At 68.2% G+C, this 9,549-nt stretch carries 11 protein-coding genes; 6 read left to right on the top strand and 5 right to left on the bottom strand.

Going from position 1 to position 9,549, the window contains the following annotated elements:
- Positions 1 to 292, top strand: a 292-nt coding sequence (locus WAZ62_RS15955; protein ID WP_422644524.1) for a c-type cytochrome, incomplete at its 5' end; no start/stop codon positions are given.
- A gap of 182 nt (positions 293 to 474) precedes the next feature.
- On the opposite strand, the gene WAZ62_RS15950 is transcribed toward WAZ62_RS15955, so the two are convergent.
- Genes WAZ62_RS15950 through WAZ62_RS15940 form a run of 3 tightly spaced genes read right to left on the bottom strand, consistent with a single transcriptional unit; the run spans position 475 to position 2,967 of the window.
- On the bottom strand, positions 475 to 1,554 hold the full coding sequence (locus WAZ62_RS15950) for a DUF2817 domain-containing protein (protein WP_422644523.1): 1,080 nt from the start codon (positions 1,552 to 1,554) through the stop codon (positions 475 to 477).
- Between the two features lie 10 nt (positions 1,555 to 1,564).
- On the bottom strand, positions 1,565 to 2,542 hold the full coding sequence (gene dgcA / locus WAZ62_RS15945) for an N-acetyl-D-Glu racemase DgcA (RefSeq protein WP_422644522.1): 978 nt from the start codon (positions 2,540 to 2,542) through the stop codon (positions 1,565 to 1,567).
- A 47-nt stretch (positions 2,543 to 2,589) separates the two neighbouring features.
- A complete protein-coding gene (locus WAZ62_RS15940; RefSeq protein ID WP_422644521.1) occupies positions 2,590 to 2,967 on the bottom strand; it encodes a c-type cytochrome in 378 nt (125 codons plus the stop codon).
- Positions 2,968 to 3,115: 148 nt separating this feature from the next.
- On the opposite strand from WAZ62_RS15940, the gene WAZ62_RS15935 reads away from it, so the two are divergent.
- Genes WAZ62_RS15935 through WAZ62_RS15915 form a run of 5 tightly spaced genes read left to right on the top strand, consistent with a single transcriptional unit; the run spans position 3,116 to position 7,802 of the window.
- A complete protein-coding gene (locus tag WAZ62_RS15935; RefSeq protein WP_422644520.1) occupies positions 3,116 to 4,240 on the top strand; it encodes a DUF2336 domain-containing protein in 1,125 nt (374 codons plus the stop codon).
- Between the two features lie 32 nt (positions 4,241 to 4,272).
- Positions 4,273 to 5,424, top strand: a complete 1,152-nt coding sequence (locus tag WAZ62_RS15930; RefSeq protein ID WP_422644519.1) for an MlaE family lipid ABC transporter permease subunit — start codon at positions 4,273 to 4,275, stop codon at positions 5,422 to 5,424.
- A 1-nt stretch (position 5,425) separates the two neighbouring features.
- A complete protein-coding gene (locus tag WAZ62_RS15925) occupies positions 5,426 to 6,232 on the top strand; it encodes an ABC transporter ATP-binding protein (protein WP_422644518.1) in 807 nt (268 codons plus the stop codon).
- A 14-nt stretch (positions 6,233 to 6,246) separates the two neighbouring features.
- Entirely contained in the window at positions 6,247 to 7,146 is a 900-nt protein-coding gene (locus tag WAZ62_RS15920) for an MlaD family protein (protein ID WP_422644517.1), read from the top strand.
- Positions 7,143 to 7,802, top strand: coding sequence for an ABC-type transport auxiliary lipoprotein family protein (locus WAZ62_RS15915; protein ID WP_422644516.1), 660 nt, complete (start codon positions 7,143 to 7,145; stop codon positions 7,800 to 7,802). Before WAZ62_RS15920 ends, WAZ62_RS15915 begins: the two co-directional genes overlap by 4 nt.
- On the opposite strand, the gene mtgA is transcribed toward WAZ62_RS15915, so the two are convergent.
- The gene (gene mtgA / locus WAZ62_RS15910) at positions 7,803 to 8,504 is read right to left on the bottom strand and encodes a monofunctional biosynthetic peptidoglycan transglycosylase (RefSeq protein WP_422644515.1); all 702 of its coding nucleotides are present in this window, start codon (positions 8,502 to 8,504) and stop codon (positions 7,803 to 7,805) included. It abuts the gene before it with no gap.
- 3 nt (positions 8,505 to 8,507) lie between these two features.
- Positions 8,508 to 9,549 (bottom strand): hypothetical protein (locus tag WAZ62_RS15905; protein ID WP_422644514.1); only part of this gene is annotated, 1,042 nt, incomplete at its 5' end.

Genomic DNA, 9,549 nt, shown 5'->3' with positions numbered 1-9,549 from the left:
GGCCAATACCGCGCCGGCCGAGGTCGTCGCCAGGGGCGCCGCGCTCTTCGCCCAATACTGCATGGTCTGCCATGGCGCCGGCGCGGTCTCGGGCGGCGTGCTGCCCGATCTTCGCCACTCCGGCCCGGTCATCCATCAGGCCTGGAAGGAAATCGTGCTCGGCGGCATGTTGAAGGACAATGGCATGGTCTCCTTCGCCGATGTCCTGAAGGACGAGGATGCGGACGCGATCCATGCCTATGTGATCTCGCGCGCCCATGAAGGCGACGTGCCCGGCACGCCCGCGAAGTAACGTGACGGGCCGGCCGCGGGCGATCGCGGCCGGCCTATCGTCTTCGATTGAACCATGGCATTCGTCGCCCCGGCGAAGGCCGGGGCCTTTCGACGAAAGAGGCGCCCGTGCCGGCCCGAGATGCCGGCCTTCGCCGGCATGACGAGAGGGGTTATGGCGCTTCCGTCATGCGGAGAGCCGCCCTAGAGTTTTGCGATGGCCCCGGTCACGCAGTCGATGCCGAGGGCATAGACCCTGTCCTGCCAGTCGGCTTCCCCGGGGGCGAAGGCATCCTTCAGCCGGGCCTTGATGGCCGCCGCCCCGCCGCTGTCCAGCCGGCCCGACTGGTGCAGCCAATTGTCGTCCCGCAGGGCGGCGATCACCGTCTGGCCGTCGCGGGCGCCGACCTCGAGGGCGACGAAGGTGAGATGGGCCGGCCGGGTCAGCGCCGCCAGGCCTTCGTCCAGCGATCCGGTCAGATGGGCCGAGAGGGATTCGCCGGTCAGGGTCGATTTCACCGTGTCGCCGAACAGATGGATCGCCCGTTCGTGGTCGGCGCTGTTCGGGGCGGCGATGGTGATCAATTCGCCGGTGCCATAGGCGCCGAGGCCGGAATGGAAATCGACGACGGCGACATGCTCCGCTCCCGAAAGATGGGCGGCGGCGACATCCGCCATCCGGCGGCGCGCCCAGGTCGGGCCGAAACCGCCGAAATAGAGCCCATCGGCGAAATGATACTGGCCGCGCGTCACCGCCGCCTGCAGGGCGGCGAAACCATTGCTGAGGGCGAAATGGCGCAGGGCGGCGTCGGCGGCGGCGAGGCTGGCCGGCTCCAGGCTTTCGGGCAGCAGGGCGTCGGCGATCCGCTCGTAATCCTGGTGGTGGGGGCGGGGGGCGGAGAAATCGATCCAGTTACGGTTCAGGTCGACATTTTCCTCGGTCACCCGCCGGGTCCAGGCGAAGCCCCAGGGGTTGACGCCATGAACCATCACGACGGCGACTCCGCGCGGCAGATGGTCGAGATGGCCGTCCGCGATCAGGCCATGGATCACGGCCGCCCCGAAATAGCCTTCAACGCCATGGGTGCCCGCCAGCAGCAGCAGGCGGCGGGGCGCGTCCGCCGGCCCGACCCGGACCACGTCGAGGGCGATCGGCTCGCCCGAGGGGCCGCGCAAGGGATGGCGATGGCTTTCGACCGTCAGGCCCCGCGCGGCGCAGGCCTCGACCAGCCGGCGCCGGGCGGTGGCGTAGTCGGCGCTGAAATGATGCTGGCCAGACCGCATGTCGTCCCTTTCAGCCCCAGAGCGCCGGTGAGGGGGGCTGGATCATCGCGCCCTCGAAGGCCAGCGCCGGCTCCCGGTCGCGGTCGAGCAGCAGCGGCCCGTCGAGATCGACGAAATCGGCCCGTCCCGCCAGGAGCAGCGCCGGCGCCATCGCCAGCGAGGTGCCGACCATGCAGCCGACCATCAGCCCGAGGCCCAGCGCCCGCGCCGCGTCGGCGAGGACGAGGGCTTCGGTCAGGCCCCCGGTCTTGTCCAGTTTGACGTTCACATGGGAATAAAGCCCGACCAGGCGTGGAAGATCCGCCGCCGTGTGACAGGATTCGTCGGCACACAGCGGAATCGGGCAGTCGATCCCTTGCAGGGCCTCGTCCGCCCCGGCGGGCAGGGGTTGTTCGATCAGCACGACGCCAAGACCGGCCAAGGCGCGGGCGAGGGGCAGGACATCCGCCGCCGCCCAGGCTTCATTGGCATCGACGATCAGCCGCGCGCCGGGCACGGCGGCGTGAACGGCGGCAACCCGGTCCAGGTCGGCGCCGTCCCCGCCCAGTTTCAGTTTCAGCAGGGGCTTGTCGGCGGCGCGCGCCGCGTCGGCCATCGCGCCGGCGTCATCGAGGCTGAGGGTATAGGCGGTCAGGACCGGCCGGGGCGGGGCCAGGCCGGCGAGGGCGGCGACGCTTGTGCCGGCCCGTTTGGCTTCGAGATCCCACAGCGCGCAGTCGATGGCATTGCGCGCGGCGCCCGCCGGCATCAGGGACGACAGGTCGCCGCGGCCGACGCCTTGCGCGAGGTGAGGGCGTAAAGCCTCGAGGGTGGCGACGACGCTTTCAAGCGTTTCGCCATAGCGGCGATAGGGCACGCATTCGCCGCGCCCCCGGAAACCGCCCGATTCGATCGAGACGACGACGACCTCCGCCTCGGTCTTGGCCCCGCGCGAAATGCGGAACACGCCCCTGATGGGCCAGCTTTCAACCGAGACGGACAGATTCATGGGGGTAGACTCCGGACCGCGAACGGCCGGAGCTTACCCCCTGAAAGTTACTTCGTCGCTTCTTCCAGATAGGCGATGACGTCGTCGCGCTCGTCTTCCTTCTTCAGACCGACGAAAGCCATCTTGGTGCCCGGCACCAGCGCCTTCGGATCGGCGAGATAGGTGTGCAGGGTCTCGGACGACCAGGTGATGCCGGCGCCGGCCATGGCCTTCGAGAAGGTAAAGCCCTCGAGCGTGCCGGCGGTGCGGCCGAACAGACCGTGCAGGTTGGGGCCGACCCGGTTCGGGCCACCGGCCTCGACCGTGTGGCAGGTCGCGCATTTCTTGAAGACGACGGCACCCTTGGCGGCGTCGCCGGCCGAGGCCGAGGCCGTGCCGATGGCAAGGGCGAAAAAAGCAAGGGCAGTGACCCGGATCATTTGCATGATGTTAAGTCCGATCGCGATATTGTCGGCATGGCCGGTGATGGTTCACAATAAATGATCTTACGCCATATTGGCGTCCATGCGTCATGCCGCCGCCCTATCCTTTCGGGGGAAGGGCATGTGTCACCTCCATCAGGGAGTGTCCGCCTTGACCGATCAGTATCTGACCGTATCGGATCTCCAGGCCCTGCTTGCCGACCCTTCGCCTGAACATCAGGCGGAAGCCGCGGCGAAGGTGGCCCAGGCCTGGCGCCAGGGCACGCTCGATCCGATGGCGCGCGAAGCGGCGGAAACGCTGTTCCGCACCATTGCCCGCCGCGCCACCGTCGCGGTGCGCGCCGCCCTCGCCGAGGCGATGAAGGATGCGGATACCTTGCCGCATGACGTCGCCATCAAGCTGGCGTCCGACGTCGATCATGTCGCCTTGCCGATTCTCGAAGCCTCGAGCGTGCTGACCGACGAGGATCTGGCCGGTCTTGTCGGCATGGTCTCGGCCGCGGGCATGAGCGTGATCGCCGGCCGGCCGGCGCTTTCCGAAACCGTCGCCGGTGCCCTGATCGAACGCGGCAATGAAGCCGCGATCGCCCGCCTCATGGGCAATCCGACGGCGCAGATCAGCGAGGAAGCCCTGCAGGTCGCCGCCGACCGTCATGGCCATTCGGCCGCCGTGGCGGAGCCGATGGCGGGGCGGACCGGCCTGCCGGCCCGGGTCGCGGCCCGGCTGATGTCCGTCGTCGCCGAGCAGTTGCAGCGCCACCTGCTGGGGCGCGACGCGATCGATCCCGATCTTCTGTCCGATCTCATCCTGCAGGGCCGCGAGCGGGCGACCCTCGTCCTTGCCCATGGCGTCGGCCCGGATCTCGAAGGCTTCATTTCCGATCTGAACCGCAGTGGCCGGCTGACGCCGACCCTCGTGTTGCGCTCGCTGTTGACCGGCGACTATCTGTTCTTCGAGACGGCCCTCGCGAGCCGCGCCGGCATTCCGGCGGCCAATGCGGCGATGCTGGTGCGCGATCCGGGCGGCAGCGGCCTGACACGCCTGTTCGCCGTCGCCGGTATGCCCGAGTCGCAGCTGGCGCTTGCCCGGGTCGCGCTGTTCGCGGCCGAGGAGACCGAGTTGCGCGATGCCCCCGATGCCCGAAACCAGTATCGCTCGCTCGTGATCGAGCGAATTCTGACCGGTTTCGGCGACAGGGTCGACACCGCCAGCGTTGACTATATGATCACCAAGATCGGCCATGGGTCGCCGGTGGCCTCCGCCGCCGCGCCTTGAGCCCCCTGTCGAGAGAGTAACGGTCGGTAAACATGGCATCGCCCACTGCTGCGGCCGCCTCGGGTCTGCTGCGTTTCAACGAGGACGGCGGCCGGCTGCGGGTGGAGCTTCTCGGCCGCTGGGTCGTCGCCAATGCCGAGGTCCTGGACCGGCTGCTGGGTGCGATGCCGGCGCCGGACGGACGCGAACTCGACATCGACTTCACGGCGATCGAGGCGGTCGACACGGTCGGCGCGTGGCTGGTGCATCGCACGGCGGCGCGCTGGCAGGCGGCGGGCGGCCAGGCGGCGATCCGCGGCGCGAGCCCTGAATACGAGGTCCTGCTCGGCCAGGTGGCCAAGGCGGATCGCCCGGCCCCGCCCAAGCCGAAGAAACTCGGCCCTTTCGCCGCCATGCTCGACCGGCTCGGCCGCCGGGTCGTCTATATCTGGGACGACATGCTGCGCCTCATCTCGTTTCTGGGCGAGACCGTGGCGGCGATGTGCCGCCTTGCCTTCGTGCATCCCGGGCGCTTCCGCCTGACCTCGACCTTTGCCCAGGCGCAGGCCGTCGGCATCGAGGCGATGCCCATCGTCGGGCTGATTTCCTTCCTGATCGGCGTCGTCATCTCCTATCAGGGCGTCGATCAGCTCGCGATGTTCGGCGCCCAGATCTTCGTCGTGAACCTTGTCGCCATTTCGGTGCTGCGCGAACTCGGCATCCTGCTGACCGCGATCGTCATCGCGGGCCGGTCCGGCTCGTCCTTCACGGCGCAGATCGGCGCGATGAAGCTGAACGAGGAAGTGGATGCCATGCGCACCCTCGGCCTCGATCCCATCGAGGTGCTGGTGGTGCCGCGCGTGGTCGCTCTCATGGTCATGCTGCCCTGTCTCGCCGTTTTCGCCGATTTCATGGGATTGCTCGGCGGGATGCTGATGTCCTGGGTCACGCTTGGCATTTCGCCCGACGTCTTCATGAACCGCCTCGCGGCCGCCGTGACCTGGAAGACCTATTTCGTCGGCGTGGTGAAGGCGCCCTTCTTCGCCGTCACCATCGCCGTGGTCGGCTGCCTCGAGGGCCTGCGGGTCGAGGGCAGTTCCGAATCGGTCGGCCGGCGCACCACCCAGTCGGTGGTGAAGGGCATTTTCCTCGTCATCGTGCTCGACGCCGCCTTTTCCATCTTCTTCGCGACGATCGGAATCTGACGTGGATACCGGCGGACAGGACCATCCCATCATCCGGCTGCGCGGCATCCGCAATGCCTTCGGCGCGCAGGTCATCCACGACAAGCTCGATCTCGACGTGCGGCGCGGCGAGATCATCGCCCTTGTCGGCGGCTCGGGCACCGGCAAGTCGGTGCTGCTGCGGACGATCGTCGGCCTCAACCGTCCCGCCGCCGGCTCGATCGAGGTGTTCGGCCAGGACATCATGCATCTGCCCAAGGTGGAGCGGCGCCTGGTCGAGCAGCGCTGGGGCATCCTGTTCCAGAACGGCGCCCTGTTCTCGTCGCTCACCGTCGCCCAGAACATCCAGGTGCCGCTGAAGGAACATCTCGGACTCAAGGGGCCGATGCTGGAAGAGATCGCCGCGCTCAAGATCGCGCTCGCCGGCCTGCCGCCGGAAGCCGGGGCGAAATATCCGTCCGAACTGTCGGGCGGCATGAAGAAGCGCGCGGGCCTCGCCCGGGCTCTCGCCCTCGATCCCGAGATCGTCTTCCTCGACGAGCCGACGGCGGGTCTCGATCCGATCGGCGCCGCCGCCTTCGACCAGTTGATCGCCGATCTTCGCGACACGGTCGGCTTCACCGTCTTCCTCGTCACCCATGACCTCGACACGCTGGCGACCGTCTGCGACCGCATCGCCGTCCTTGGCGAAAAGCGTGTTATGGTCGTCGGAACGATGAACGACATGCTCGAACAGACAGATCCGTGGATCGTAGAGTATTTCCACGGGCCGCGGGGGCGTGCGGCACTCGACGCCAAGGCGCGCGCCGACGCGCGCCGCCGCGACTGACGGAGTGCGCTTGAATGGAAACCCGTGCCAATTACCTCTTTATCGGCACCCTGACCCTTGCCCTGCTGATCGCCGGCTTCGCCTTTGCCCTGTGGCTGGCGGGGGCGGGACGGGCGCCGGCTTTCGACCGTTACCTGATCTATTTCTCGGGCGCGATCGATGGCCTCGGTGAGGGGTCGGATGTCCGCTACAACGGCATCAAGGTCGGTGCCGTCGGCAAGATCACCCTCGACAAGGACGACCCCAGCCGGGTCAAGGTCGAGATCGAGGTGGCCAGCGGCACGCCCGTCCGCAAGGACACGGTGGCCAAGCTGGAATCCCAGGGCATCACCGGCGTCGCCTATGTCCAGATGACGGCGGGGACGGGCGCCAGCCCCCTGCTCGAGCCGGGGCCGGGCGGTCAGCCGCCGATCATCCCCAGTCGCGCGGGCGGCCTTGCCCAGGTCATCGCGACCTTGCCCGAGGTCCTGCGCAACAGCGCGGAAATCCTCGATCAGGCCAAGAATTTCGTCGGTCCCGAGAACCAGGCGGCGGTCGCCCGCGTCCTCGCCAATGTCGAGACGGTGACGGCGGCGATCGCCGGCAAGTCGGACGAGATCCAGCAGATCATCGACAATGTGAACACGGTTTCGGCCTCGATCGCCGACGCGGCGCGGGCGATTTCCGGCATCACCGTCGACGCAAGGGCGGCGATGGAAAAAATCGGTGCCTTCGCCGCCGCCCTCAACGACCTCGTCGTCAGCAATCGCCGCTCGATCGACGAATTCGCCGCCGAGGGTCTGACCCAGTTCGCCAAATTCATCACCGAAGCCCGCCGCCTCGTCGGCACCCTCGAGCGGGTGGCGGAGCGGCTGGAAAGCGATCCCTCGCGCTTCATTCTCGGAACCCAGCGGCCGGAGTATGCCCCCCGATGACCCAGACCTTCTCGGCCGGCCGCCGACGTTTCCTGACCGGGGCCGCGATCGGCGCTTCGGGCCTCGCCCTTGGCGGCTGCGGCAGTCTGTTCAAGGCCGCGACCACGACGCCCAGCCTCTTCACGCTGGTCTCGGCCACCGGCTTCGCCGCCGGGCCGCAGGTGCCCTGGCAACTCGTCGTGGAGGAGCCGCTGGCGTCGCGGGCGATCGATACCGATTACATCGCCCTGATGCCCTCGACGACCGAGGTGAAATATTTCGACAATGCGCGCTGGGCCGAGCGGGCGCCGCGCATGGTCCAGACCCTGCTGGTCGAATCCTTCGAGAACAGCGGCCGCATCGTCGCCGTGGGGCGTCAGGCGGTGGGCCTGCGCGCCGACTATAATTTCGTCTCGGAGTTGCGGGAATTCCAGGCGGAATACCGCAACGGCCTCGGCAAGCCGCCGGTGATCCGGGTGCGTCTCAGCGTGAAGATGATCCTGCAGCCGCAGCAGATCATCGTCGCCGCCCGCTCCTTCGAGGTCAGCCGGACCCTGACCACCAACGACATGGCCGCGATCATCGCCGGCTTCAACGATGCCCTCGGCGATACCATGCATCAGGCGGTCGACTGGGCGCTGGCGCAGAAGAATACAAATACCGGCAAGTTGCTCTGATCAGTCGCAGGGCGGATACATGCCCTTGCCGATGGCGCGCGCCCGGCCTTCGATCCGCGTGGCGTAGCGATTGACATAGGCCGAAGGTTTCGCGGCTGAAAAGCGGATCGGGTTGGGCAGCACGGCGGCCAGGAGCGCCGCCTGACGGGCGGTCAGCGCGGCCGCCGAGGTGCCGAAATGATGCCGCGCCGCCGCCTCGACGCCATAGATGCCGGGGCCGAATTCGACCGAGTTCAGATAGACCTCGAGAATGCGGCGCTTGCCCCAGACCGTTTCGATCAGGACGGTGAAGCCCGCCTCCAGTCCCTTGCGGATCCACGACCGGCCGGGCCAGAGAAAGACATTCTTCGCCGTCTGCTGGCTGATGGTCGAGCCGCCGCGCAGGCGCGCGCCGTCGTCGGCGGCATCGAGCGCATCGTTGATCGCCTCCCAGTCGAAGCCGAAATGGTCGCAGAACTTGCCATCCTCGGCCGCGATCGCCGAGCGGGCCATGACGGGCGCGATCTCGTCGTAAGACACCCAGTCATGGGACAGGCCATGGCCCTCGACGAGGCGGATCAGCATCAGCGGCGTGACCGGCACCGGCAGGACCCGAAAGACGAGGACCATGAACAGCGGCAGGACCACGAACAGCAGGCCGGCCGCGGTCAGCAGCCGGCGCCACCACGGACCCCGGGTCAGAAAGGCCCGCAGGCGCCGCACGCCTTACCTGTCCCGCCCCAGCGCCGCCGCCAGCAGGCGATGCAGCTTGCCGATATCCGACGAGCGCAGCGCGGCCGCCAGCACATCCTCGTCGTCGGCATCGGTCGCGAGGCGCATCAATTCGTCGAACTGGCGCATGTAGCGATCGACATAGGTGCGGAATTCACCGTCGTCGCGGTATTTCGCGGCGATGCTCTCGTGGCCGTCGCGGTTGCGCTGGCCCAGCAGGCGGCGGGTGAACACACCCTTCTCGCCGCCGAGGTAACGGCGCCAGACATCGTCCGGCAGGTCGCCGTCTTCCATCGCCCGGGCCAGATCGACCGACAGGCCGTTCAGCCCCTCGACCACCGCGGCCGACGCCTTGACGGCGGTCTGCCGGCGCTGGTGCCGGTCGGTGTTGTCGAGGGCCTGACGCCGAAGCTCGATCTCGGCCGCGGTCTCGCCCAGCGTATCCACTTCGGCGGCCAGGGCTTTCACCAGATCGCCCATCAGGCGCCGCGCCTCGTCGGCCCGGCCCGACAGGACCTGCGTCTCGGCCGACAGGTTGCGGGCGATCAGGCCGAGCGAGGTCGCCGTCTCGTCCGCCAGCGCCTTCAGTTCCGAGCCGCGTTTGGTCGCCATGACGATGGCGGTTTCCAGTTCCTCCCGGCTCTTGGCCGAGGATTCGACCATGGCCTGACGCTCGACCGAAATGGCGCTGCCCATCTCGCGCAGCCGCGCGATGGAATCGGCGGCCTGGGCGGCCAGCGAGCTGTCGTCCCGCTCCAGCGTCTCGATCAGCAGGTTCAGATTGCCGACCGCGGTCTGGGTCGCGGCATCCAGCCGGCCCGCGAAGGCGCCGAGCGCCTGTTCCGCTTCCTTGACCTGCTGGCGGGCGGTCAGGATGCGCTCGTCGATCGCCCGGCCGATGCCGTCCAGGGTCTGGCCGGCCTTGCCGGTTTCGACCGTCGCGCGGTCGCCGATCGCGGTGATCGCGTCGCCCTGGCGGTGCATGGCGCCGACCGCGGCATCGATGCGCGCGCTGGCCCGCTCGGCGGCGGATTCG

The organism is Zavarzinia sp., assembly GCF_049306435.1.
Taxonomy (GTDB): domain Bacteria; phylum Pseudomonadota; class Alphaproteobacteria; order Zavarziniales; family Zavarziniaceae; genus Zavarzinia.
Note: the sequence above shows the minus strand (reverse complement) of the source record. Positions and strands in the feature narration are given on the sequence as shown.